Source organism: Paraliobacillus sp. X-1268 (assembly GCF_003426095.1).
Lineage (GTDB): Bacteria > Bacillota > Bacilli > Bacillales > Amphibacillaceae > Paraliobacillus_A > Paraliobacillus_A zengyii.
The window spans coordinates 299,067-322,328 of the sequence record NZ_QJSK01000003.1; the positions used below are offsets into that span (position 1 = coordinate 299,067).

Here is a 23,262-nt window from a genome sequence, read left to right on the forward strand (position 1 = left end):
CTCTTCCAAAGTTGCTAATTAATGTAAACTGCAAGTTGACTTTTAATTGATTATCAGTTATCATTTTTGTAATTTCATAAATAATTTGATGACGAGAAAAAGTAGTTATGTTTATCTTATCTAAAGAGAGTTGTCGATTTGCTGGAAGTCAACGTTAAGATCATAAAGAAAATCCTCTCCGAGAAACAAAGTTGAAAATACTTTTAAACTTTGACGGCATTCTACCGATATTCTGGACACGTATGATAGTACGTAGTGTAATGAACTGATAAAACCACTACTTGGTTTTTTTGTTTTGTTAAAAGAAGGTTATATATTTATATATAAAACTCGATTCTACGTATGTAGGATCGAGTTTTTTTAAATTTAAAATGAGGTGATAATGTTGAAAGAGTTCAGTGTCGAAAGAGAACTAAGGATTCGTGGAAAATGGGAGGAAAATCGAACGTTTGAACGCTCCATATCTAACCGAGAAGGAAAAGAGACCTTTGTTTTTTATGAAGGTCCTCCAACTGCAAACGGTTTGCCACATGCAGGTCACGCCCTTGGTAGAACAATCAAGGACTTTGTAGCGAGGTACAAAACAATGTCTGGTTATCAGGTATTAAGAAAAGCGGGTTGGGATACACATGGCTTACCTGTGGAATTAGAAGTTCAAAAACAATTGAATATTCTTGGTAAGGATCAAATTGAGGAGTATGGAATCGAAAATTTCATTAAGAAATGTAAAGAAAGTGTATTTACCTATGAAAATGAATGGAAACAATTTACTGAGGCACTTGGTTATTGGGTGGATATGGAAAACCCCTATATCACCTTAAACAACGAGTATATTGAGTCTGTCTGGAATATCTTATCTACTATCCATGAGAAGGGTTATTTATATAAAGGACATAGGGTGGTTCCTTATTGTCCACATTGTGAGACTTCACTTAGTTCTCACGAAGTTGCACAAGGATATAAAGATGTGTCTGATTTATCTGTTACAGCCAAATTTCGATTAAAGGGAACTTCAAATGAGTATCTTTTAGGTTGGACAACAACACCATGGACATTACCAGGTAATGTTGCTGTTGCTGTTAATCCTAAAATGAATTATGTACGAGTTAAACAAGAATCAGAAATATTTGTTCTTGCAGAGTCTTTGGTTTCCACTGTTATGAAGGGAAATTATCAGGTTCTGGAAATTATAAAAGGGAAAGACTTGATCGGACTCTCTTACGAACCGCCCTTTAAATATGTCACAGTAACAAACGGACATAAAGTTCTCGGTGCAGACTTCGTTACGGATACAAGTGGAACTGGTATTGTGCATATAGCACCAGCTCATGGTGAAGATGATTACAAGGCAGTTCAGGATAATCAATTTGATTATGTGAATGTAGTAGATTCAAAAGGTCGCTATAAGGAATATGTAACGCCACTATCAGGACAATTTGTTAAAGACTGTGATGTAGAAATTATAAAAATGATCTCGAAGCAAAATCTTTTATTTGATAAGCAAAAATATGCACATAGCTATCCACACTGTTGGCGATGTGACAGTCCTCTTCTTTATTATGCTATGGAGGGGTGGTTTATTAAGACAACAGCGGTAAAAGAAAAAATGCAATCAAATAATCAAAACGTTCAATGGCATCCATCTCATATAAAGGATGGAAGGTTTGGGAACTTTTTAAATAATATGGTTGACTGGAATATAGGTAGAAACAGATATTGGGGAACACCGTTAAACGTTTGGGTTTGCAAAAAGTGTGGTAAGGAAAAAGCCCCAAAATCCGCTAAAGAATTAAGAGAACTTTCTATTGAAGAGGTTCCAGAAGACATAGAATTGCATAAGCCCTATGTCGACAATGTGCATTTTGCTTGCTCTTGTGGTAGTAGGATGGATAGAACAAGCGAAGTTATTGATGTTTGGTTTGATAGTGGATCGATGCCATTTGCACAATATCATTATCCGTTTGAAAATGAAGATATGTTTAAGAACCAGTTTCCTGCAGATGTGGTTATTGAAGGGGTTGACCAGACAAGGGGATGGTTTTATAGCTTACTAGCGGTTTCTACTTTGTTTACTGGACAATTACCATATAAACGTGTACTTTCTTTAGGACATATTTTAGATGAAAATGGTCAAAAGATGTCAAAAAGTAAAGGGAATGCCTTGAATCCTTCTGAGCTAATAAATGAGTTCGGTGCTGATTCGTTAAGATGGGCGTTGTTAGCTGACAGTTCACCATGGAATAATAAACGCTTTTCTAAAAAAACTGTTAGTCACGCTAAATCTAAAGTCATTGATACAGTTTTGAACGTTTATTCTTTTTACTCGATGTATGCAGAAATTGATCAGTTTAATCCAGTTAGTGATATAGGTGGGACTCTGACAACTCTCGATAAATGGATTGTCTCTCGATTAAACACAGTTATTAGAGAAGTTGTCCAAAGTTTAGATGATTACGATATAACAAAAGGGGCAAGATCCATTGCAACGTTTGTTGATGAACTAAGTAATTGGTATGTAAGGCGTTCTAGACAACGTTTTTGGAATAGTGGTATGACTGATGACAAGCGGTCAGCATTTAGTACATTATTTGAGGTCTTGAAAAAGCTGTCACAACTCATGGCTCCTTATACACCTTTTGTTACAGAAGACATATACGCAAACTTAGTAAAAGAAAGTGTGCATCTATCGGACTATCCTCAACCAGATGCAAAGTTTATTGATGAACAATTAGAAAAAGATATGGATGCAGTCTTGCAAATAATAGAGCTGACAAGATCCCTTAGAAATACAGTTGGAATAAAAACCAAACAACCATTAGCTCAATTGATTGTGGTCCCAACAGAAGAGTCCACTATATCTCAGTTGCAAAAGTATGCGTCTATTATAAAAGATGAAATGAATATAAAAGAAGTGAAGTTTAAGAAGGATTATCATGATCTTTTAGAGCTTAATTTCAAATTAAATTTCTCTATAGTTGGACCGAAGTTAGGCAAAGCGGTTGGAGAAGTTAAAAATAAAGTTGAAAATTTAGATGAGGTAGAAAAGAATAAATTTAGTAAGGAAAAAGAAATACAGCTAGTATTAAATTCAGGTGAAGCAGTAACGCTTACACTTGATGACGTACTTATTGAGAAAAAGGGAAGAAGTGGTTTTGATTTACTTGAAGGTAATAATTTCCTAACTCTATTAGATACGGAATTAACGCAAGAATTAAAGGAAGAAGGATTAGTAAGGGAATTCGTTCGAACTGTTCAAACATATCGTAAGGAATTAGATCTTCCAGTTGGATTACGAGTAGATTTATTCATCCAAGCTGATTCGTGGATTCAAAAAGTATTAAATGAATATGGTGAATTAGTTCAAAGTAATCTTATATTAAATGAAATACATTTTGAAAGTATAACGAATATGAAAAGTTTCATAGTAGAAGGAAATGAAATTAGATTGCACATTAAATCTTAGTAGTTTATAATACAGGTCTTTGGAAAGGTCTCTTTGTCTTATGATTTTTCCGCTGTTAATAGTCAGAACTTACTGCTAAATAGTTAGTGTATTAGAAAAGAACCTGAAGAAAAAAGAGGGGAACAACATGTATTTAATCTTTCTTCCCAGTTTTTTAATTAAATATTAATAAAAGTGGCTCTTTGTCAAATGACGTTGGTGAAGAATTATAGTCAACTAAAAATATATGATAAACACGCTCCAAAGTAATCAAGCAGCTTTGGGGCATGATTTATTTTGATTTGATTGTTTTGTTCCTTTTCCAATAGCTTTTAAATTGAAGTGTAGTAAGATTTGGTTCTTATAATGGTTGAAATTTCGGTATCCATATGCGACGCGATTGATCACTTTAATCTTATTATTAATGCCTTCGATACGGCCATTATCGTACTTGTAATTAAAGCTATTTATTATATACGGTAAATGCTTACGTAGTGTATTCAAGCTAGTCTTTAAATAGGTTGATGTGTCCTTCGGACATCTTTTTTTAGGATGTCTGACAATGCATTATAATCTTTATGATTCATAGCTCTCAAGAGGTTTTGATACAGGTCATAATTCACCTTTAGTTCTTCATCATAAGCTAATATCTCTTGTACAATAGCTGATTCTATGCGTTGACCAAACAACGAATAGTATTTATATTCTGTAAGCGAAAGATCCGATTCTTTCTTTAATAATAGCTTCCAATAACGCTTTAAACGACGATACTTCTTCATATCTTCACCATTTGATGTATTAAATTGATTCATAATCTTTATGCGTATTTTGTTCATAGATCGATTGATGAGCTGAATGAGATGAAAACGATCAATATTAATATGAGCCTTAGGGAATACACCTTTAATAAGGTTGGCGTATCCTGCATTCATATCAATAGTAACTGTTTCAGCGTTTTTCCTATCGGATAAGTTATAGTGTGTAATGAAGTGATTATTAATCGAACTATCCCGCCTATCAAGAATATCTAAGATTTCTCCTGACGCAGCATCAATATATTCAAAGGTCATATGGCCTTTGATGTATTTAAATTCATCAAAGGAGAGATGTTTTCCAATCTCTCCATTAATTAACTCTAATTTTATAACATTGTCATTCTTATTACTCGATTCCCAAGAAAGATAATATAAAACTATAAATGGAAGGTTATTGCTTATGTATTTTCTTAACATTGCAAGTCGGTTATATTTGCTATTATCTTCTGCTCTTTCAGATACTCTATAATAATTTGATAGCTTTTCTTCAATAATTGGTATGTGCCAATTATTATCTGGAGCTTTAGTATTTTTTTGAATTCAATTATAGCAATAGTTTTGCTTTCAAAATTAAATAGCAATAAATCAACATCACCTGGCCATGCCGCACCAGAAAATACCATAAGCCTAACTCTTCGCGTTTCTCTATTGGTAAACGCACTGACATCAAGTGGTAATTCCTGTGGCAGCAATCAAATATCACTTAAATTAGAAATTTGTTAATTAAGTTAAGCATCTTCGTTTACTTGGAGCACCCTATTCATTACCTGCTTTCGAACAATCAATAACAGAAGTGATTGAAGCTACTTTTCGAACGGCCTTTATCTCTATGAAGTAAAGCTTCTAAACTTATTGTTAATAATTACACTGTCTATTTGAAGGACAGTGTAATTATTTATATCTTAATTATTTGTTTTACGAATATGCTTATATATATCCTTATTCACTTGTAGTTCCATCCCGTGGTTTCTAATATAGTTTGGATCAATATAAGTACTAGTGGAATCTAGCTTTTTATGCCCTAGTAATTGTTGAATCACTAAAATTCCCATTCCACTTTCAGCCATAATTGTTGCAAAGGAATGTCTTAATTTATGGAGTGTAAAAGAAGGCAAGTTTGCTTTTTGAAGAAAATAATTAAAAAGTTCCTGAAATTCCTTCCGACTTATTGCCTTACCACTTTCGCTTAGTAAGAAATCATCCCGATTCAACTGATTCTGTTCAATGTATCTTTTTAAAATAGATCCAAACCCTTCTCGTAATACAATACATTTACTAGATCCATTTTTCGTCTTTTTCACAAAGATGGTTTCGTGCTTATAGTCTATATCTTTCACTTTTATAGTAATAATCTCGTTGATTCGACTTCCTGTTGATATTAGTAAGGTAAAAAACAAGGCATCCCTCTCTAAATGCAAACTATTTTTCATAAGACTTTGCAGCAGCTTTAATAGATCATGTCTAGTCGGTACAATACTATCCGTTTTTTGTGGTTTTTGTTTATGCTCATCCACAATAAAGGTCATCTCTTCTGTTAGGATTGGAAAGTCGTATTTTCTATAAAGGTAAAGAAAAAAGTTTTGTAGTGTTCGTTTTGACTCAGATAACCAATTATAACTTTTATAGAGATGACTATAAAAATATTCATCAACAATAGTTACATTAAGGCCTGAATAAAATAACGTTTCTCCATTCTTATTTACTGTTTCATATATTCTTTCCAAATGTACTTTATCAACAGGCGTGCTAATAATTTCAGCGAGATAATGCAAGAAGTCTTCAAGTCTTCGCTTAAAAACACCTTTACTATCATCGCTAAGAGGCGAACGGCGAATAAAGTTACGAATCTCTTCCTTGAATGTTTTCAACATAAACCTTCCTTTACATTAATTCATTTAGTAACTTTTCAAATGGAAAAGGATAATGCTTCATAACTTGCTCTTGTAAATCAATTGGCAATAACTTGGTGTATATGGCAGTTGTTTGGGGATCTTCATGACCAAGGATTTGCATTAAATACTCCTCTCTAATACCTGCTTTTAAACATTTAACCGCAAAGGTATGACGGAAAGAATGCACCGTATAATCTCGATTTAATCCTATACCATCAAACAACCCTCGAACTAAGCTTTGCATACTTCTCTCCAATACCTTTCTTTCCCGCACCAATCCGTCGTCTTGTGCAAAAAGATATCCCTTCATATCCGTTCTCCACTCTTTTACCCCACTAATTTTCAAATATTTGATGATTTGTTTTTTTACCTCTGGAAACATAGGAATGTACCTTTCTTTCTTACCTTTTCCTTTCCTTATAAAAATAAGATTTTCATTGATATTGAAATCACAAACACGAATATTCGTTAATTCACTGATCCGACATCCTGTTCCCCATAAAAAGATAATCATTGCTCTCTTTCGATACCCATATGTTTTTTGAATAACTCCTTGAAGTACTTGCTCCACTTGCTCATCATTTAAATACCGAGGTAGTGTAGCTGTTTTGCGGATAGATAATTTATACCTTAGGTCTTTTTTTGTATATCCACGTTCAAATGCAAATCCCAATAAGCTTCTAAGAATTGCTGCATATTTATTTAATGTATTTTGCATTAAGATGTCCGCTTTCCTTGGCTTTGCATTTTCTAAGATCTCATATAGTAGGTCTTCTGTAATATGATCAATACATAAATTTGCATATTTGTTTATCACAACCGCTTTTACTCTATCCAAAAAGTTCAAATACGTAGTTAACGTTGTCTCACTTCGACGATTGTGTTCCATTAGTTTTCTGAGGTTGACCCGATACTCATCTAAAACGTGTAAAAAAAGTACCTTTTCTTTCTTATTGGATAGATGTTTATCCTTGTCTTTTACCAAGGTCAATAATTCATCAACTGTTATACCTAGTTCGTTACAGACTTTTTCATAATCAACGTTGGTTTGAATTTTGATCGACACTAGAAAACACTCCTTTATTTTCCTTCAGGGGACTTTTATCAAGGGTATTGGCTAACAAACGTTTCTTTGAGCGATGGAGATAATAATAGGTTGAACGCCATTCTGCATGTCCAATCATCTTGGATACTCTTTCAAACCCATATTCTTCTAATGCATTAGTGATGTACGTATGACGAAAGGCTTTTGGTGGATATCTCGATTCATCAAATGCTTTTATATTCCAGACATAAAAATTTCTATTAATCAACCCTGATGAAATAGCGAAACCACGATAGTCACAGAATAAACTCTCTGTTCTCGGCTTATAACGTTTTCTTACTTCGATGTACGCATTGATGATATCGATCACTTCCCGACTGATCTTTACTTTTCTTCTTGGTGTTTTACCGCAATGAAAAGAGAGTGTTCGTTCAATGCTGTTATAATCATCTACTGTCAAATTGCACACTTCTATCGGGCGACATCCCGTATCCACAATAATTAAGAACATAGCTAAGTCGCGTATACTATGATTGGAATTTTCATAGATCATATCCATTAACTTTATTACACTTTCTTTTGGAACATATTCATTGGCGCGAGTTCCTCTCCCTCTTAAATGGATCGGTAGCGAATAGTTCCGATCGATCAGACCTTTACTGCATAAAAACTTCACAAATAATTGCACTACTCTTAAGTAAATAGATGCAGTAGCTGTTGCAATTTTTTCTGTTATAACACGTTCCGATAAGGCCCTTTCATATGCTCTAATTTTTTCAAATAATAATTTCTCGCTATTTACTTCCAAGAATAGTTGGATGTCTGTCGCTTCTTTTTCTAAAAATTGATAAAACTTCCGAATATTCTTTTCATAGGCTTGTCCTTTATACCCCTTACGTTCTAGGTACGTCAAAAAATCATGAATAATTTCCGGCAAGGTGTCTTCTTTTTTCATTGTCTTTTTATCTAATTTTATTTTACTGGAAGGTTTTTTTACTGGTTTCGTCTGCGGCTTTTCCAGTTTTTTAACAACCGCTTGCCACTTCCATAAAAGAGGTTCCATATCGCTATACCCCTCACTGTGTAAAAAGGTCAGGTAATCGGTGATGATATTTATTTTTTTTAGCACCACTTTGCTAGAAAGCTGCTTATACGCTTGTACTCTTTTTAGATAGGCTACATAAGCGAGACATTCATCGATCATAAATTGATGGATTCCATGAAACAAATAAAATTCCATTATCACATTGAACGTATACGTTTGTTGCTTCTCTGAAACGTCCTCCATAAATGCTTTGATCCATTCACTTGGATAATAGTCTGAAGACGGCAACCTGTTATTTCTTTCTCTTACTGGGTTCACACCTATGCACCTCCAAATCCCCCCATTGCGAATTAATCTATGGTAAAATAGGAACCATAAAACATTGTGTAAACGCAATGAGTGGATAAGTAATAAAAAAAAGAGGCAATAAAAAAATGCCTAGCAATAGTATTGCCAGACATTTCCAAAGATATTCGTGGAATCCCGCTTCTACGAATATTTAATTTATTAAAGTAAATTATTACAGTGGTAAAGTTTTTTATTTTTTGGTTATGAAATCTTTTTCGAAAGGAGTGTTGCAAAAATGGCAAACTTAATTAGTATTACCAATTTTTATTGTAGCATACTTTTAATTTGTTTTGTCTACTTTTTTCACAACACATATTTCATTATCTGTTCTATCATAACCAAAAAAAATAACCAAAATAAGGTTGCTCTCTCCTGAGAGCAACCGATAGATTTTTCTCGGATACTAATATGATTACCTTGGTGATGCGAAATGAAAAAACCAAGGTCTGAATATCAAATTATCCAAGATGTTATTAATAAATCGATATCAGAAGAGGAATATTTCAAAAAAAGAACGGACAGTAAAGATAGGTTAAGTATTGATCTACCAGAAGCTTCTATTTTAAAAAAGCACCCACATATTTATAGGGAATTCTTGCTTTCATTGTCCGTTGAGGGTCGATTTAGAATTTTACTTGCAAAAGATCTACTAGGAATAGTTCAAACAAAACTTAGAGGTAAGTATGGTGTCGACAATAATACCTTAGCTTATCTAAAAGGAAATGATACACGCGCTGAAGTCTTGCCAGAATACACGATAAGACCAATTAGAACTAAATGGTCTCGTCTGTTGGATGTAAAATCTTCACTAGCTATTATCAGTAGAATACCAGTTGAATGGTTACTACATGAAAAACCATTAATGGACGATAAATGGAATTTAAATCATTTTTATGCAGTTGATAATGTTTATCTAACACCCGTATCTTTCACTAACTATCTACAAAAGTTTAATGAATATGTTGTAAAAAACAAAGATAGCTTCACTAGCACAAGACCAAACTTCACCTTTGCTTATGATATTAGACCTATTGTCCTAATACATGATTCAAAACATATCTATTTACTAGCAAGTATTTTAGAGCAAGGTGGGTTTGTCATTGAAATTTTTGGAATTAATCAGCTAATGAATCTTGATATAATGAGAGAAATTCTAAAACCTTTTGGTAAATTAAAAGTGGGATACTGTAAAACAGTCGTTCAGAATCACTATAATATACAGATTATTCCTGAAGAGTTGGTTAATGCAAAACACTATCCTATTGAGTTTATTGAGATCTAATTAACATATGGTTGTTCTCTCAAGAGAGCAACCATATATTAAATACTATATCTGCCTAACCTTCTTTAAGAAGGAGGTTTTTTTATGATAGATAACCATTCAAATCAACAAAAGAATTTAGAGAATATGGAAAAAAGAGAAAAAGGTATTAAATTAATAGAACAGTGGTTAAAGGAAATGGACAAATTAGTAGTATGTAGCAGCGAAGATAAAACAAATACTAATGAGATAAAACAGGATTTTAATTACTGGGATTTATTGCCTGATACACTAACAGCACTTCATATCTCTGAATATCTTCATATTTCTAGAAGGAGAGTCTATGAATTATTTCAACTTCATGAAGAAGAAGGCGGTATCCCAAACTTTCAAATTGGTGCTTCCAAAAGAGTAGATAAGCAAGATTTCAAAAAGTGGATCACTAGTAAAAAATAGAGTGCAAGAGATTGTGACATATCGTCTATATTTTATTAAAAAATCAAACACAGTTGAAATCGTTAAACTTAGATTTCAACTGTGTTTTAATGAAAAAGGTCTCTCACGATTGAGTAGCCCTTTAATTTTGTAGACTTATAATCCCGTAGTCGTGGGAAATTGGTTTCTAAGTAGTGATTTTATGAGCTTATGTGTAGATTGTTTATGGCCACAAGAATGTATTATCTCGTTCATATTTTTATTAGTACCGGTAACAGAAATCACCATTCGATGTCAAGGTGATTTTAAAATTAACAAGTATAATACTCTTTATTTTTATCGAAGAATTAGGCTTATGTTCATCCGTAATCATACCCGATTGCTGATGATAATTAATAGTAGCCTTGTACTACACAGTAAATAAAGTCGTTTTTCATATTGCTCATTCAAAAATAAGATTACTCGTAATTTATCCATTCTCCAGAAGGACCATCAAGATTTATTTCATCAAAGCAGCTTTCACAAACCGTAGGATAAGGATCATATTCGTTTATTTTATTACCGCAAAATTTACATTCCATTTTTTCAGTATTGTGTCAAATTTAAAATTGTAAAATCCTTGTTTAAGAATTACGCCCTTAGTTAAATTGAGTGGTATGGTTGTACTGTGCAGCAAAACTTCTAATATTACTTTATTGTTACCTAAATAGTTAATCGTCCAATTCAGATAGACGCGGAACCTGTACTGTCTTGTGATGATCTACGAACTTTGCCAAATCGGCTGTGTTATTTAGTAATGTCTCTGCATCTGCATAGGTATAAACTTTATTAGCTTCTGCAGGAAACCGTTGTTTTGTCTCCACCAATGCAATCGCCTCCTATAATCCTGGTGATTACAGAACTAACCTCTGTTGAAGGATCATTCGTGAAACCAAAGTCCAAACCGTGAGCAGTTCTCTGTATCTCTTTAATCTTCTCTATTGGATCAAACACTTTTACTTCAAAGTTATCAAACACAAGGCCTTCTGCAACACCCCACTCACCATCAGCAACGATTCTCGCCCTTCTGGGATTAGTCCTATATAAATCTTCATATCTATCTCTGTCGACTTTATCTAGCTACTCATTGCACCTAAATGTAGTCGTAGTAGAAAATGTGTCTTTCTCTTTCGTATCTTCATCAAAGAATGTTTTTTAAAGCCAATGTCTTTCCGACCACGGATTAAACGTTACTGTAATTTGCTTAAAGAAGTCCGGATCGCCATACATACCACGAATAGATTCGACTACAGTTCTGAATTTATCTTCTGTTTCAATCTGATAGGCTTCTTCTGCCCCAAAGCCAACAAAAAATACCAACGTTTACTGTAATTGATGTAATCTTTAGTGGGTCATCCAGTCCTCTAAACAATATCTTTTGTCCTGTAGGCCTATACGTTATCTCTGGCATTGATTCATTGAATTTAAATAAATGAGCAACCCCTAATTGCGTGGTTGCCCATTTTAAATCTGTATATGTGGATTGTTTATTTGTATTCGAATATCTTCTAACAACTAATAAATTGGCCCACGGATACTTCATAATTGGATGAACGAAGTTAATACCTGTATTCTTTGATTTCTTGCTACCACGCGATCCTTTAACAACTCTATAAGACTGTTTATTATTCCAAAAACGATTGTACCCTTTGCTGATCGATATCCGATTTTCTTTAGTCGCCATCTTTCGGCACATCCTCAACGAAAACAGGAGTAATATTAGTTACTTGTTGTTTATCGGTCCACATAGCATAACGCGCTTGCCTAACAGTTCGGATGCCTTTGTTCTATCGTTTGTATCAGAACGCTTATCATTTCTTTCTACAGACGATCCAAAGTCACCATCGCCAACAACGAGTAACACTTCATCTTGCACCTCGCCACGCAATACGGATGTTAGATACTCCATGACTTCTTGTTGATCAGCAACCTTTTCTGATTGCAGTTTTTCTAGTCGCTCCTTTATATAGGAATCCACTCTAGCATTTTCTAGCAATTTATATACATGAGTCTTTGCGTAAGCTTCACTATATCCTACATCTCTTGCAGCTTTAGATGCATTACCAGTGATGATATACTCATCAGCAAAACGTCTTTGTGTTCCCGTTAGTTTCTTACTCATGTCATATCACCACCTCCTTAAATTTTAAATATGCTATAATCTATATATCACTTAATCTAGCGAGGAATACAAATCCTTTGATGTGGGTTTACCCAAACCAAAGTGATGGTGTTCATCACTGGAAAGGGTGATTCTGTGGAGATTCAGATAAAAATCTCTAATCGTGTGTTGCTTGCAGCAATATACGGAGCGTTAGCTTTCTTCCTTTAGGGGAGGAAAGCTTTTGTTTTGTTCAAAAGAAAAAGCACCTCAAAGGGTGCTTAATCTGCTTTCGCTATTTGAAACCATCTCACTTTATTCATATTAAAATTTCTTTGTGTTTCTTCGCATTCGAGCCAATCGCTTTTCTTGATCTGACTTTCAAGATTCTGCTTTAAGTTAGAAGACATTGTAACTAAATCAGTTGTGTCATCATCAAACTTGAGAGTAACATAATAATTTTCTTTCAATTTTTCCACCTCCCCATTGTCACGTTCGACAAAAAGGATGAAATTACCTTTATTTGCACCTAAACGCTTCACCCTTACCTCGCTTATAAATATTACGATCAACCCCTATCAGTTCCCGCAACTCTCTCTCCTTAAAGAGTTAGGGAGCATTACATCTATTTCAGAAAAGGTTTGTTCCTCATCAGTCTTTAATGACTGTTGAGTTTCCCTATAGCTTTTAGCGTCAGTCCGTGGTGATTGAGAATAACTTTATCTTGTTTTCGGGCACTTATCCACTTTGCTAAATCATCTTTCAACCCGCTTTGAGGCACCAATATCAAAATTTGGAATACCTCCAACCTCCACGCTCATTTGAAATAAATCATATACTCTTCGACGAGATATACGTAAATATTGAGAAATGTGATTAGCAGTTAATGTGTCTGGTAATGAATCCCATGTGCTATATATTTGTTTTGTTTGTGTCATCGCTCTTTTACCTCCTAGTTCTATATCTCTTAACAAGTCGGGAAGACTAATTATGCTGTTGGCTCTTTCAATTCTTTTAAGATATCAGCAGGTATCTTCTCTCTGTATGCAGCTGTTTGAAATTTTATTAGATCAATTTCTAAGATTTTGGCCAGAGCGCCATTTAATTTATCGCTTGCTGGTGACATTTTTCCATTTTTCAAGCGACTTATAAGTTCTATCCGCACTTAATCCAACTTTCTCCAACCTTCTAGAAATTTGAGAAAGAGATAGATCCGCTTCAATAATTGCTTTAATCAATAATTCCGAGTAGGACATTTAAAATCACCTCTTCTCTTCGTGATTATTTAACATCTCGTTTAATGTGATTTTATAATATAACCGTAATTATTAAATGTCAATATTATTTGTGATTAATTTTTATCACTCTTTTTAGGTGTTGATATTTTTATGTCAATATGAGATAATTTTTTTATAAGGGAGTGAATAACTTGAGATATGCTGATTTACTTAGTGCTTACATAAAAGATTCTGGTTTTACCCTAGAGAGGTTATCTAAATCACTAAAAGACAAAAATATCTCCGTTACTAGAGAACATTTGAGTAGATTAAGAAACGGTAAAGTCCCTCCAGCAGGAGAGGAGTTAAACCGCGCTTTGGCTGAAGTTACTAATGGAGATGCAGAAAAGTTAAATTGGTATGCCTATATAGAAAAAGCGCCCGAAGGATTTAAAAAAGTACTATACCAATTAGGAGAAGAAATAATTCCTGCTGGGAAACGGCTATTGGAAGAATATCCAATGTTTTTCAGTTATAACATCGACGAAATAAGAAAGATTGAAGACACTAAAGCGTATAAAGAGTTTCAAGATGTTTATAGAAGATCTGTAGTAAATGAAGTATTTAAGAATACAGAAGATGTTTACGATGAAAACAACGTATTAGATATCTTCGATGAAGAGGAGCGAGAGGTTATACCAGTCAATCTATATGACGCTTATTTACACGATGCCAAAAAGACTATTAACTCTCGTTTAAATAACACAAATGATCAGGTCAAAATAAGAGGGACAATACTAACTGCATTTACAGCTCTTGAAATAAGGGTAAACGAAATTATACTTAAAGCGATAAATAATTCTGCTGAAAAAAGGTGGGTAACTGATTCTTATCTTGAAGATTTTGCTTTAAATGGTAAGCTGATCGGTCCTATAAAAAGGTATTTAGATTATGATATACATGAACAACCTTTCTATATGGAGCTATGGCGTGGTATGGCACTAAGAACTAAAGTTTTACATGGAGAGCAAGAGGAAGTAACAAAAGATCAAGCCAAAAAGGTAATAGAGATAGTTGAGATGGCTATTCATTCAATAAATGAAAAGGCTATAGAGAAGAATATCGCTGGGGATCCTTTTAAAAAAGATTAAAAATAGAACATTGAATACATCAACACTATTTTTAAAGGCCTTTTAAAAATAAGGAGGATAAAAATGTATATACCAATTATGAAAAATCGAGGACAAGAACTTAAAGTAACAGAGAACATGAACACTTATTTCAGTGATTCAATAATTCCGTTGTTTGAGCTTATTCGAGATGAGTTTGAAGATAATTTTCAAATTGATGAAAGTGGAGATTATATATATCAAATTCCAACCGGAAAAAAAAGGCGTTCTAAAATTAGATTGCCTAGAAAAAAAGACGACATTATAACTCTGAAGGCTCTTAGTGACAGGCTAAAAGAAAAAAACGGATTTGTTGATTTTTTTAGATTTAAGGAAAATGAATACAAAAATTATGATGTCACAAAAATTGACTTATCTTTTAGATTGAATAGGGATTTTAATTATTACAGGTCACGCGTGTTAGAAATTAGTAACTTTAAAAATTTGATTCCAGTGATATCTATAAAAGATGGTTTTAAAATCAGTGAACCAGATTTATATAATTTGATTATTGATCTTAGAAAGATGAACCCATCTATAGGTATAAGAATTACAGCTGACTTATTAGAAAGTTACTCGGAATTCATAGATCAGCACACAACCAAAGAAGATTATCTAATGTTAGATATTCGCGAACAGAAAGCAGAATCAAAATTTATTGAAATAGAGGAGTTAAATGAATTAACAACCCAAGCAAGTAAAGTTTTACTTAATTCTCCTAGATTAAGAGAAAATACAAATGGTGTTTATGAAAATTTAACTATTACTAAAAAAATTGATAATTCAGTTGCTGAAGCATATCTAGAAAATAAACTATGTGGATTTGGTGATTTTGGAGGTTTAAAAGATGACTTACCATCTATAGGTGGTGGTGGTGGCAAAGGATCAGCATTGGCTTTAATGTATATAAAAGAAAAAAATGCGTTCTATTCGATTGTAAATTCCAACGGTAATCTAGGTGTAAGAGGATATGAATATGTTGTAAGCGAATTATTAAAAAAATCTTCTATTTTAGATAGCGAAAAGGACTGCTTGTCATTTAAACACATAACGGAAAAATCACTAAAAGGTTCTTATGGCAACTGGCAAACTTGGACCAGCTTAATATTAACAAGATATATTCAACAACAAGCGACAAAATAGTGTACCTAAAACTATAGGTACACTATTTCAGGAGATAATAAATTTTTAAAAAACCATTGATAGTCAATTTCTAGAATCTCTTCTTTATTTTCAACAAGAAAATTCCATTTATCATAGTATTTTGTTTTTAATGATAATTTAAAAATCTTATTTATGTCTTTTGTTGTTCTAGCGGTTATAATAAGGGCTATCATAGCATCTTTGGTTTCAAGGTTTGGACACTCAAAGAATACGTTCAAATCTTTTTTTGTTAAAACTGATAATTGAGCATAAGCGGAAATACAATTCGAAGCAATTGCACTACGATTCTTCTTAAAAATATATCTACCAGTCTGTGTAATGTGATAAGTGTAAATGCCGCATTCCTTTGGGAGATAAGGCATCATAGTATCAAGATTATTCACCGAACAAATCAAATACACTTTTTCGAAAACTAAGAAGTAGTCCTTCATTTGCTGCCTTACTCGGGTTGGAGTATCCAATTCAGTTTTTATCTCAAAAGCCGTACTATTACCGTTTATCTTGCATAAATCCAGCCTGCTTTTGCCTACATTTAATTCAAATATTGATACATGGTTACTTGTCTTGAATAGAACATTATTTATAAAAGTTGATTTGATAGATGTCTCATTAGGATAATGATTTAAAAGATACTGATTTATGAATTCTCTAGGTGTCAACTCACTTTTTGCTTTATCAAACGGCAATTGACCACCGAATGTGTTTAAAACCTCTCGTTCTATACTTTCGTTACTGAGAAAAGTAGAATATTGACTTGATAATAACTTTGCATATTCAAAACAATCATTTTTATTTTGCATACTACGCACTCCTATACTAAACCAATTATATATGTATTATTGAAGTTAGTCCATAGTTGTAAAATTGACCTATAAGGTTAATTATGATAATTTTATCTTAATGTATAAGGGGGGATACAAATGAATATTACTTACACCTCGAACAAATTAGAAAATATATTGACTAATCCACGGTTGATAAAAAAAGAATATACCGCATTTCATAAAAGGGTTAGTAACAGGATGTCTGAATTGAGGGCTGCAAATAATTTGGACGAAATAACTCACGATCCACCTCCTCGCCGGCATAAACTAAGTGGAGATAAAAAAGAGTGCTGGGGAATTGACGTTTCAAAGAACTTCCGTATTGTATTAAGACCTGTTGGAGAATGGGATGAATCAGACCACAAGACAATTATTAATATAGAGATTCTATCGATAGATAATTACCATTAGAAAGGAGGTAAAACTATGAGTAAGGAATTTATTGTACACACAGGTTCAATTATAAAAGAATATCTAGAAGACCTTGGAATGAGTCAAAAAGAGTGTGCTAAGAGATTAGGAATTAGTGAAAAACATTTATCTAATCTATTGAATGGGAAGAGCAGACTAACTGAAGATATAGCTATTAAATTTGAAAAAATATTTCATAATATTCCGGCCTCTTATTGGTTAAATTATGAAAGCAAATACAGAGAATACATTAAGAGAGAAGAATTAGATACTATAAATTTTGAGGAAAAAGATTTAATAGAGCTTGATAAGAGATTCAATTTCTCAAAAGTTTTTTCAGGTTTAGATTGGGATCTTAAAAAGCAAGCCAACGAAATGCTAAAGCTTTTAAGAATAGGTAACTTCAGTCAATTTGATGCCGTTTATTCTTATATGCATGTTGACTTTATGGAAGATGGTGGTGAGAAAGAGTCTATCGCTACTTGGTTGGGCTTAGCCCGAGAAGAAGTTGAAATTCAGAATCGAGACTTGTCAAATAAACCATACAACGATTCAAATTTAATTAACTCATTAGACAAATTCAAAAAAATAGCTTTAAATAATGACTATAAGAGTTCCCTTCAGAGTGCCAGAAAATTATTAAATCGCTTGGGTATATATTTAGTCTTTTGTGATGCAGTAGTGAACAGTAAAGTTAGAGGTGCTTTAACAACTTATAAGAGAAACCCCGCCATTTTTTTGAGCGGAAGGTTTAAAACACATGATCATGTTTGGTTCGCTTTAATGCATGAGATAGGACACCTTATCAAACACTATGAACCAAATGAACCAATTGTAACACTTGAGAAAGAACTAGAATTAGATACTAATAATACTTCTGCAAAAGAAAAAGAGGCTAATTCCTTTGCAAGAGATTTTTTCATAAACGAATCAGCCTATAAAAGGTTTATTGAATTAAACGTGTTTGATCAAAAAAGTATTGAAGATTTTTCTAATTATCAAGAAATACTTCCTGGTATAGTTGTGGCGAGATTACAACATGACGGATATATTGGTTATGACAAGTTAAGTTACCTTAAAAATAAATAGATAAACAATTTGGTTTATTTAAATGCATTATTCGTTGTATATCGAATAATGCATTTTATGATTACATTATTAATAAAATACACATTGAATAAAGGAACTAAAGTTCGTATAATTAGGGCTGAAGGATAGTGATTTTATATCGCTAATTTCGAAAAGTTATGTAAAAAACTCCTAAATCGATAAGTTAATGACTTACTTTGCTGGTTTAAAAATAAAAGATATTAACAGAAATCAATACCAAAAGGTCTTAAACAACCTTAAAGAAAAAGGTTATGCTGATAATACACTAGATGGAGTTCACCGAACAGGAAGAATGATTTTTAAAAAAGCAATTGAACTAGATATGATCAATAAGGATCCTACTGAATTTGCTTACTTAAAAAAAGATAAAAAAACTATTGAACAATTTGAGCAAGAAGAACTACCGAAGTATCTAAGATCATTCTTTTATTGCATAGTATGCTTGTACTGTGCAGCATATGACAGTCTATTGTTAGCTATTCTTTATTAATATAGGCACCTATTTAATTAATTATCCCGAAACTAACCTTTAATTACATAAGTTTATACTAAAATATAATTTGACTATTTTCTTATTCTCTATAGGCAAGCATTGACAAACAGATAACTTAGATTAAACTATTCTAAAGAAATCTAATTTACTTCTCTTATCTTTTAAATCATAAAATGGATTATGTTCAAAATTAACAGGAACAACGCCTGAATATAATCGTACATTTAGTCTTTTAGTATCAATTTCAACAGAAACATAATCTACATTCTCTTTAAATAAATCTGAATACTCAATATGCGTCTTTGATGGGAATCTATATTTCATTTTATTATTATATTTAGGTTGATAATACCTTATTAAGGCAGCTTCTGTGAAATTTATTTCCTGTTTCTTACGAATTAATTCCGGTAGCTCATGTACTGCCAATTGTTTCATGAAAATATCAATACTTTTTTGATTATCAGACTCTATAGGAGAGATAAATCCTATAGTGTTCCTATCAAAATTCCAAGATGACAAAAAGATACTTTTATCATCTTCTTTCTCCGCATAAATTTTTTGTAAGGTTGAATGAGACTTTAATCTACCATAGACAGTTCTCTCACCTTCTTTACCAAAAGAACGACCAATATAAACTACTTCACAATCCATTATATATCCATTATTAATTAAGAACATAAACGAGTTAGCCTTAAGTACATAATTACCTAAGGAATCTTTAATCTCTATATCATCTTTATTCGGGCTCAATACTACTTCCAAATCTTGTTTCTTTAAATTATTTGTTAATCTATAATTGATTTCATTAATAGGTCTATCATCCATTACTCTAATTTTCAAATCTATATATTCTTCATCTATTTTTATTGAATCATGAACAAAAACTATTTTAGGGACTTTAACAACCATATAAATGTGCATTTTAGGTATAATATTGTACTCATTTTCAAGTACTAACAAATTTTTAAAATTATAATGACGAAAAAACATTCCATATGACTCGACCATGGAAATACCAAAGTTTGATCCAATCGATGATCCTATATTATTCTTCATTATGCTCCCCTGTCTTATTCCCTGTAATTTGGAAGTTCGAAAAAATTATTGCCTTATCAATATAAATTTGATAATCTTCTAGGATATTATTTTACTTACCACCTTCTCCATACTCAATTTTATAATACCAATATGCCGTATTTATCTAGTTGTAAGAAAACAAGATAATTACAAATGCAAAGTGGAGGGCGACAATCGACCTTTGCTTTATCACAGAATAAATCATTATTAAACAAGAACTCTGTATAATACAAACACACTTATTGCACAATCTACTGTGTCAGTAATTCTTCAATTGTTGGATCTATTCCAAATGAAATTAATTCCTCAGCTAATTTATGAATATTAATTTGTATGAATTAAATCTTAACATACATATCCAGATTAGAGACTATAAGAACCTAAATAATTGTGTCCGTTTTTTACTAATCAGATATAAATAAAACTTCATTAATTAAAGCACATTGCTTCATAAAAAGGGTTGTTTATTACGCAGTAAGAGTCAAATGGACAGTAACTTATTCTTGATTTGCGTGGACAAGGGAAATATTATTCATCATTTTGTAATCTTTAATGGCGTCATCTTTTACCTCAATAACCTACCTTCTCAATAAATAAATCGTAGTTTGTTGTAAAAAGATTAGTTGTACGAGGTGTTTTTCTGGAATTTGAAAGATTGAGAATACCTATTATTTTTGAGATAAAATCCACATAGTTCTCTAAGGTACTAGATATTGACTGCTCAATTTCTGAAACATCTTCCAGTAGTTTACTGCTTATTGTTTTTACTTTCTGGGCTAACACCATATTTCTTTCTTCCGTATCTTACACCTCAATCGTTTCCATTAAAGGAATAGCTGGATAAGAAGTTCCAGAACCAAATAAAAGATTTAATTGTTTTGAAATGGCCAATCTCCTAAGATTTTTTACTTTTTCATTATTTTTTATATTTTGCTGTTCGTCAGACATATAAACCTCCAATTAAGAAATCGTTATCAGTATTATACTATTATTTAGAACATTTATTTTCTTGCCATTCTTTCACAGATTCTATATCTGAATCTTTTTGAATAATCAACATTCCCTCTGCTTTTTTGACGATTTTCTGATTAATATTTTTAACCTCGTCATCTGACAAGTATACAATTTGGTTGCATATAAAAATCTTTTTTCCTTTAGTTTGTAATTTAGTTGTACCGACACATACATTAGGTGAAATTGGAAGTAAATAGTCAGTATCTTTAAATTCTTGTATTAGAATAGGTCTGTCAGAAAGAAATAGTTTTTTCACTCCTTTAGTTTTATAAATTCTTAATTGAAAATTATTCATAAGATGTTCGGCTAATGTTTTAAGCCCACTTTCTGAGCTGGTTTTCAAAAAATGTAAAGCAACCTCCAACTCATTTCCTCTAAGGTGTTCCTTAGCAAGTTTTACAGCCATCACTTGACTAGTGGTTAAAAGTCGGTAGAATATTGGTTTCAGGAATTCAGGAATTTTCTCATCATCAAAAACCAAGTTCTTTACTTGAGGACTGCGAATCAATGTAAGAATCAAATGGAAAAGTAGAGTTGCCTCTTTATCTGCCCACTCATTTGTTTTAATCATTGTATTGAACTCACTATCTGCATCTTCTGACTCTAGAAGTGAAACAAGTCTACGAAACTTAGGTGCAGTATAGTTTTCAAATCCTCTATAAGCTAGCTCCATTTCATTTCTATTTACGTAACTTCCTGTATTATCCATTACCTCATATAAATCAATATCTTGCATAATATCTTCGGTTCTCTTATGTAGAATCTCCAAAGGAGTTGCTTTTAAATTTACTGTGAGGCACAGTCCTTTAGTAATTTCAAAAGGTCTTATAGAAAATTGTGTAATATAGTGTTCTCTTTTCACAAACTGCCTACTTTCGGTCATTACACACCAAATATTTCTTCCATAATATATCTTTAAAGATATCTGCAATAGGCTGAATAATAGCATGAGCTAATAAGACTGGTACAGTATTTCCAATTTGTGCATTGTGAGAAGTCTCTCTACCTGATTTTCCTAAAGGAGAACCATAGCTAAATTCAAACCAATCTGGGAATGTTTGTATTCTCTTTATTTCTTTGATTGAAAGGCAGAAATTTTTACCATGAAATACCCATTTAATATGCCCCGCTTCTTCCATTGGTTCTCCCCCTCTAGCTTGAGGTTTGTCACCGAGAATAAAAGTAATTTTTTTAACTTTTGAAAATATAGAAATAACTTTTTGCTCCAATTTTCCATAATCTTTTTGAGCCATTTTTTATTTCTCCTTATCTAATTTTTGAGTTTATTTTATTATAACGAGAAAAAAATCACCTGTCAGAATTTTCAGGGGTATAAACTTTTACACTCCTTCAGATTTTTGGAGGGAAACCAATTAATTTTTATTAAAATTAACTTTCCTATAACTCTTAAACCCAATTGGTTCACATCCTCACAAAAAACTAACAGAATATACCATTTAGTCCACCGAACTTTTCTATTAACGAAATAACAGCTGCCTTTTTTCAAGCAGCCGATCTTGAAGGATTTTCCCCTTTACTTGAATAAGGAAATTAGATGATTCCACTTATATCTTTTCAACCATAAACAAGTTCATTTAACTTATTTCCCATCATTTCTATCTCTATTGTTTCTATTTTCTTAGCTTCTACAGACTCATAAAAGAACCGAGTACTATTTTTCTCTAAAACTAACACAATCATTGAACGTATATCTTGCACAATATCAGAAGTATAAAAAAATACAAGAAAATAACAGATTGTGGTTCTGATTTTCCAGGAATTATTCCAATCATTGTTGCGCAGTATACGTCTACTACGCAGGAAAAGAATTCATCTAATTTGTATTTTTCTCATTAATTTTAAAAGTTATTTAGTGGTTAAAAATATTGAAATCGTGGCAAACCTCATTGACCTCAATGATATTCAATAAAAATCGAACAATGGTAAACGAATATAAAACCTAAATTATTCTTTACAGAGTCCAGAATACAAACTAATGCTTCTAATATTGAAGGTCAATAATAAGATACGAATTAGCAAAAGTAACGATTCTCCTTTTTCATAAATTAAGGCCCCATGCTACTAAAATTGGAATTTAGTAATTTATTTGTTTGAACGTGAATTATGGTTCATATCTATATTAATAATTCGTTCTCCCTTACGTTCTCCAATAATACCTGAATAACGTCCATTCACAGGTTTTTTTTCTCCGGTTTCTACTTTTATACCAGCTTTGCATAATCGTTCCATAATTATTTCACGATCTTTGAGTTGTTTTTTTGAAAATTTTTTATTCATGCAAGTTTACACCTCTTTTTTTAAGTAATTACAACCTTCCATGATCACTATTTAAACCATTA

At 32.3% G+C, this 23,262-nt stretch carries 26 protein-coding genes and 2 pseudogenes; 8 read left to right on the top strand and 20 right to left on the bottom strand.

Annotated elements, in window-relative coordinates:
- Positions 1-382 precede the first annotated feature (382 nt).
- Complete coding sequence (gene ileS / locus D2K62_RS07550) at positions 383-3,463, top strand: isoleucine--tRNA ligase (protein ID WP_117161180.1); 3,081 nt, start codon at positions 383-385, stop codon at positions 3,461-3,463.
- Between the two features lie 249 nt (positions 3,464-3,712).
- Here the strand turns inward: ileS and D2K62_RS19275 are convergent, their stop codons facing one another.
- From D2K62_RS19275 to D2K62_RS07580, 6 genes are all read right to left on the bottom strand, one after another.
- Positions 3,713-3,946: a transposase gene (locus D2K62_RS19275; protein WP_157967856.1), complete on the bottom strand. Its 234-nt coding sequence runs from the start codon at positions 3,944-3,946 to the stop codon at positions 3,713-3,715.
- 8 nt (positions 3,947-3,954) lie between these two features.
- Positions 3,955-4,512: a transposase gene (locus D2K62_RS07560; protein ID WP_157967857.1), complete on the bottom strand. Its 558-nt coding sequence runs from the start codon at positions 4,510-4,512 to the stop codon at positions 3,955-3,957.
- A 155-nt stretch (positions 4,513-4,667) separates the two neighbouring features.
- A complete protein-coding gene (locus D2K62_RS07565) occupies positions 4,668-4,949 on the bottom strand; it encodes a hypothetical protein (protein ID WP_157967858.1) in 282 nt (93 codons plus the stop codon).
- 210 nt (positions 4,950-5,159) lie between these two features.
- Entirely contained in the window at positions 5,160-6,125 is a 966-nt protein-coding gene (locus D2K62_RS07570) for a tyrosine-type recombinase/integrase (RefSeq protein ID WP_157967859.1), read from the bottom strand.
- Positions 6,126-6,138: 13 nt separating this feature from the next.
- A complete protein-coding gene (locus tag D2K62_RS07575) occupies positions 6,139-7,215 on the bottom strand; it encodes a tyrosine-type recombinase/integrase (RefSeq protein WP_117161185.1) in 1,077 nt (358 codons plus the stop codon).
- Positions 7,187-8,557: a tyrosine-type recombinase/integrase gene (locus D2K62_RS07580; RefSeq protein ID WP_117161186.1), complete on the bottom strand. Its 1,371-nt coding sequence runs from the start codon at positions 8,555-8,557 to the stop codon at positions 7,187-7,189. Before D2K62_RS07580 ends, D2K62_RS07575 begins: the two co-directional genes overlap by 29 nt.
- A 460-nt stretch (positions 8,558-9,017) precedes the next feature.
- On the opposite strand from D2K62_RS07580, the gene D2K62_RS07585 reads away from it, so the two are divergent.
- Together D2K62_RS07585 and D2K62_RS07590 are read left to right on the top strand one after the other, a co-directional pair.
- Positions 9,018-9,869: a hypothetical protein gene (locus tag D2K62_RS07585; RefSeq protein WP_117161187.1), complete on the top strand. Its 852-nt coding sequence runs from the start codon at positions 9,018-9,020 to the stop codon at positions 9,867-9,869.
- 84 nt (positions 9,870-9,953) lie between these two features.
- A complete protein-coding gene (locus tag D2K62_RS07590) occupies positions 9,954-10,304 on the top strand; it encodes a helix-turn-helix domain-containing protein (RefSeq protein WP_232827979.1) in 351 nt (116 codons plus the stop codon).
- 689 nt (positions 10,305-10,993) lie between these two features.
- On the opposite strand, the gene D2K62_RS18725 is transcribed toward D2K62_RS07590, so the two are convergent.
- The 7 genes and pseudogenes from D2K62_RS18725 to D2K62_RS07615 form a co-directional block, all read right to left on the bottom strand.
- Complete coding sequence (locus tag D2K62_RS18725; protein ID WP_157967860.1) at positions 10,994-11,149, bottom strand: hypothetical protein; 156 nt, start codon at positions 11,147-11,149, stop codon at positions 10,994-10,996.
- 25 nt (positions 11,150-11,174) lie between these two features.
- Positions 11,175-12,006 (bottom strand): annotated as a pseudogene (locus tag D2K62_RS07595) (PBSX family phage terminase large subunit); the annotation flags it as partial.
- Between the two features lie 39 nt (positions 12,007-12,045).
- The gene (locus tag D2K62_RS07600) at positions 12,046-12,444 is read right to left on the bottom strand and encodes a terminase small subunit (protein ID WP_369974636.1); all 399 of its coding nucleotides are present in this window, start codon (positions 12,442-12,444) and stop codon (positions 12,046-12,048) included.
- Positions 12,445-12,704: 260 nt separating this feature from the next.
- The gene (locus tag D2K62_RS07605) at positions 12,705-12,965 is read right to left on the bottom strand and encodes a hypothetical protein (protein WP_157967861.1); all 261 of its coding nucleotides are present in this window, start codon (positions 12,963-12,965) and stop codon (positions 12,705-12,707) included.
- 36 nt (positions 12,966-13,001) lie between these two features.
- A pseudogene (locus D2K62_RS19445) lies at positions 13,002-13,100 on the bottom strand (SLATT domain-containing protein); the annotation flags it as partial.
- 78 nt (positions 13,101-13,178) lie between these two features.
- A complete protein-coding gene (locus D2K62_RS07610; protein ID WP_232827980.1) occupies positions 13,179-13,361 on the bottom strand; it encodes a helix-turn-helix domain-containing protein in 183 nt (60 codons plus the stop codon).
- Between the two features lie 50 nt (positions 13,362-13,411).
- On the bottom strand, positions 13,412-13,588 hold the full coding sequence (locus D2K62_RS07615) for a hypothetical protein (protein ID WP_232827981.1): 177 nt from the start codon (positions 13,586-13,588) through the stop codon (positions 13,412-13,414).
- A 264-nt stretch (positions 13,589-13,852) separates the two neighbouring features.
- Here D2K62_RS07615 and D2K62_RS07620 point away from each other — a divergent pair, with 264 nt between their 5' ends.
- Entirely contained in the window at positions 13,853-14,791 is a 939-nt protein-coding gene (locus D2K62_RS07620; protein ID WP_117161189.1) for a hypothetical protein, read from the top strand.
- Positions 14,792-14,854: 63 nt separating this feature from the next.
- Positions 14,855-15,952, top strand: a complete 1,098-nt coding sequence (locus tag D2K62_RS07625; protein WP_117161190.1) for a beta family protein — start codon at positions 14,855-14,857, stop codon at positions 15,950-15,952.
- An 11-nt stretch (positions 15,953-15,963) separates the two neighbouring features.
- Here the strand turns inward: D2K62_RS07625 and D2K62_RS07630 are convergent, their stop codons facing one another.
- Entirely contained in the window at positions 15,964-16,773 is an 810-nt protein-coding gene (locus tag D2K62_RS07630; RefSeq protein ID WP_117161191.1) for a sce7726 family protein, read from the bottom strand.
- Between the two features lie 120 nt (positions 16,774-16,893).
- On the opposite strand from D2K62_RS07630, the gene D2K62_RS07635 reads away from it, so the two are divergent.
- The 3 genes from D2K62_RS07635 (at position 16,894) to D2K62_RS07645 (ending at position 18,808) form a co-directional block, all read left to right on the top strand.
- Positions 16,894-17,208 carry a type II toxin-antitoxin system RelE/ParE family toxin gene (locus tag D2K62_RS07635; protein ID WP_117161192.1) on the top strand — a complete coding sequence of 105 codons (315 nt, stop codon included), beginning with the start codon at positions 16,894-16,896 and terminating at the stop codon, positions 17,206-17,208.
- Between the two features lie 15 nt (positions 17,209-17,223).
- The gene (locus tag D2K62_RS07640) at positions 17,224-18,297 is read left to right on the top strand and encodes a HigA family addiction module antitoxin (RefSeq protein WP_117161193.1); all 1,074 of its coding nucleotides are present in this window, start codon (positions 17,224-17,226) and stop codon (positions 18,295-18,297) included.
- A 187-nt stretch (positions 18,298-18,484) separates the two neighbouring features.
- Entirely contained in the window at positions 18,485-18,808 is a 324-nt protein-coding gene (locus D2K62_RS07645; protein WP_157967862.1) for a phage integrase SAM-like domain-containing protein, read from the top strand.
- Between the two features lie 123 nt (positions 18,809-18,931).
- Here the strand turns inward: D2K62_RS07645 and D2K62_RS07650 are convergent, their stop codons facing one another.
- From D2K62_RS07650 to D2K62_RS07670, 6 genes are all read right to left on the bottom strand, one after another.
- Positions 18,932-19,867 carry a hypothetical protein gene (locus tag D2K62_RS07650; RefSeq protein WP_117161194.1) on the bottom strand — a complete coding sequence of 312 codons (936 nt, stop codon included), beginning with the start codon at positions 19,865-19,867 and terminating at the stop codon, positions 18,932-18,934.
- Between the two features lie 825 nt (positions 19,868-20,692).
- Complete coding sequence (locus D2K62_RS18730) at positions 20,693-20,836, bottom strand: hypothetical protein (protein ID WP_157967863.1); 144 nt, start codon at positions 20,834-20,836, stop codon at positions 20,693-20,695.
- A 40-nt stretch (positions 20,837-20,876) separates the two neighbouring features.
- Positions 20,877-21,785 carry a DUF4238 domain-containing protein gene (locus tag D2K62_RS07660; RefSeq protein ID WP_117161196.1) on the bottom strand — a complete coding sequence of 303 codons (909 nt, stop codon included), beginning with the start codon at positions 21,783-21,785 and terminating at the stop codon, positions 20,877-20,879.
- Positions 21,772-22,155 (bottom strand): DNA cytosine methyltransferase, encoded by a 384-nt coding sequence (locus D2K62_RS07665; protein WP_117161197.1) that lies wholly within the window; start codon positions 22,153-22,155, stop codon positions 21,772-21,774. Before D2K62_RS07665 ends, D2K62_RS07660 begins: the two co-directional genes overlap by 14 nt.
- A 322-nt stretch (positions 22,156-22,477) precedes the next feature.
- Positions 22,478-22,603: a hypothetical protein gene (locus tag D2K62_RS19280; RefSeq protein ID WP_255421359.1), complete on the bottom strand. Its 126-nt coding sequence runs from the start codon at positions 22,601-22,603 to the stop codon at positions 22,478-22,480.
- Between the two features lie 402 nt (positions 22,604-23,005).
- A complete protein-coding gene (locus D2K62_RS07670) occupies positions 23,006-23,200 on the bottom strand; it encodes a hypothetical protein (RefSeq protein WP_117161198.1) in 195 nt (64 codons plus the stop codon).
- Positions 23,201-23,262: the final 62 nt, after the last annotated feature.

Excerpts from the sequence above, each read along its gene's own strand:
- ileS (WP_117161180.1), top strand. The coding sequence starts at position 383 with ATGTTGAAAGAGTTCAGTGTCGAAAGAGAACTAAGGATTCGTGGAAAA.
- D2K62_RS07560 (WP_157967857.1), bottom strand. The coding sequence starts at position 4,512 with ATGACCTTTGAATATATTGATGCTGCGTCAGGAGAAATCTTAGATATT.
- D2K62_RS07585 (WP_117161187.1), top strand. The coding sequence starts at position 9,018 with ATGAAAAAACCAAGGTCTGAATATCAAATTATCCAAGATGTTATTAAT.
- D2K62_RS07590 (WP_232827979.1), top strand. The coding sequence starts at position 9,954 with ATGATAGATAACCATTCAAATCAACAAAAGAATTTAGAGAATATGGAA.
- D2K62_RS07600 (WP_369974636.1), bottom strand. The coding sequence starts at position 12,444 with ATGAGTAAGAAACTAACGGGAACACAAAGACGTTTTGCTGATGAGTAT.
- D2K62_RS07610 (WP_232827980.1), bottom strand. The coding sequence starts at position 13,361 with ATGACACAAACAAAACAAATATATAGCACATGGGATTCATTACCAGAC.
- D2K62_RS07625 (WP_117161190.1), top strand. The coding sequence starts at position 14,855 with ATGTATATACCAATTATGAAAAATCGAGGACAAGAACTTAAAGTAACA.
- D2K62_RS07630 (WP_117161191.1), bottom strand. The coding sequence starts at position 16,773 with ATGCAAAATAAAAATGATTGTTTTGAATATGCAAAGTTATTATCAAGT.
- D2K62_RS07635 (WP_117161192.1), top strand. The coding sequence starts at position 16,894 with ATGAATATTACTTACACCTCGAACAAATTAGAAAATATATTGACTAAT.
- D2K62_RS07640 (WP_117161193.1), top strand. The coding sequence starts at position 17,224 with ATGAGTAAGGAATTTATTGTACACACAGGTTCAATTATAAAAGAATAT.
- D2K62_RS07645 (WP_157967862.1), top strand. The coding sequence starts at position 18,485 with ATGACTTACTTTGCTGGTTTAAAAATAAAAGATATTAACAGAAATCAA.
- D2K62_RS07650 (WP_117161194.1), bottom strand. The coding sequence starts at position 19,867 with ATGAAGAATAATATAGGATCATCGATTGGATCAAACTTTGGTATTTCC.
- D2K62_RS18730 (WP_157967863.1), bottom strand. The coding sequence starts at position 20,836 with ATGTCTGACGAACAGCAAAATATAAAAAATAATGAAAAAGTAAAAAAT.
- D2K62_RS07660 (WP_117161196.1), bottom strand. The coding sequence starts at position 21,785 with ATGACCGAAAGTAGGCAGTTTGTGAAAAGAGAACACTATATTACACAA.
- D2K62_RS07665 (WP_117161197.1), bottom strand. The coding sequence starts at position 22,155 with ATGGCTCAAAAAGATTATGGAAAATTGGAGCAAAAAGTTATTTCTATA.
- D2K62_RS19280 (WP_255421359.1), bottom strand. The coding sequence starts at position 22,603 with ATGATTGTGTTAGTTTTAGAGAAAAATAGTACTCGGTTCTTTTATGAG.
- D2K62_RS07670 (WP_117161198.1), bottom strand. The coding sequence starts at position 23,200 with ATGAATAAAAAATTTTCAAAAAAACAACTCAAAGATCGTGAAATAATT.